The organism is Xanthomonas populi (genome assembly GCF_002940065.1).
In the GTDB taxonomy this organism is placed as follows: Bacteria; Pseudomonadota; Gammaproteobacteria; order Xanthomonadales; family Xanthomonadaceae; genus Xanthomonas; species Xanthomonas populi.
This window is the reverse complement of the sequence record NZ_MDEJ01000272.1, coordinates 1-1,255: the sequence shown is the minus strand read 5'-3', so window position 1 is coordinate 1,255 and position 1,255 is coordinate 1. Positions and strand designations below refer to the sequence as shown.

Annotated in this window: 1 protein-coding gene; it reads right to left on the bottom strand. The window is 70.8% G+C overall.

Features of this window, described 5'->3' with window-relative positions:
• The coding region (locus XpopCFBP1817_RS20745) for a type VI secretion system Vgr family protein (protein WP_146090203.1) at positions 1-1,079 on the bottom strand (1,079 nt) is incomplete at its 3' end.
• Positions 1,080-1,255 lie beyond the last annotated feature (176 nt).

Genomic DNA, 1,255 nt, shown 5'->3' with positions numbered 1-1,255 from the left:
AACACCTCCGCGCCCAGGGTGTTGCGCGCCTGGTGCCGCACCTGCAGGCACAGGAACCGCGCATCGGCCGCCACGCTCGCATGCTGGCGCAGGCCAAAGCGCGTGCCCGGGGCCAGTTGGCGCCAGCAACCCTGGCCCTCGATGATGTGCGCCGTCACCCGCTGCGCATCCAGCTGCTGCTGCGCGCGGCGCTGGCCGCGCAGGCTGTCCTGCCAGCCGTACGGGCCGGCGGTGTCCACGTCCTCGGCGCCGATGTCGCCCAGCGGCGTGCCCTCGGCGCCGGCCGGGCGCAGGCTCAGGCTGCGGTAGTCACAGCTGGCCCGCGACAGCGTGGTCGGGCGCCAGCGACACGACCGCACCCACTGCTGCACGCTGTCCTGCTGCTCGGTGACGTCGGTGCGGTGATAGCGCACCGTGCCCAGCTCGGCGAAAGCGTGGTTGTGGTCCGACAGCACCAGGGTGTGGCTGCCCAGGCGCTCGCTGCCGGCATCGCCGGCATGCGCGAACCAGACATAGATCCCTTCCTCGGCCAGCAGCCGCTGCACGAAGGCCAGGTCGGTCTCCTCATACTGCGTGGTCAGGCTGCGCTTGGCGTACACGCGGCGGTCGGCCAGCTCCCAGCGCCAGGCCGGCGCCAGCGCGCCCTGCTCGGCGTAGTCGGCGAACACGCTCTCGACGATCTCCACCACGCTCAGGTCCTGGAACACGTAGCTGTCCACACGCTGGCCCAGCAGCGCCAGCCACGGCTCGATCGTCAGCCGGTAACGCGCCAGCCCGCCGTTGCTGCCGAGCCGTTCGAACGCGGTGACGTGGCCGTGGAACGGGCGCAGCGCGGTGCGCGATTCGGCGGTGAGCAGTTCCAGCAGTACCGGCTGGCAGAGCAGCTCGTCCAGGGGCAGGCCGGCGTTGGCCGATAGCGCGCTCACTTCGAAATGGAAGCCGCCGCCGTCGACCGACTCGCGGCCGTCCAGGGTCTCGGCGACCAGCACGTCGGGGCCCAGCGGGGTGTGCAACCGCAGCAGGCGTTCTTGCTGGCCGGGCGCAGCCAGGGCGGAAAGAACGGTGGCGACTGGGTCCATACAAGCTCCTTGGCAAATGCGGTGTCGCCGCGCTCGACGCGGGGCGTTGGCGCCAGCCGCAACACGGCGGACTGGACGATGCGGCCGAGTCTAGCAAGGCGGGCGCGGTGAGAGATGCCCCGTACACACGTTGTATGGCCGGCGAATCCAACGCTGATTCGCAACGCTGTTGAGGA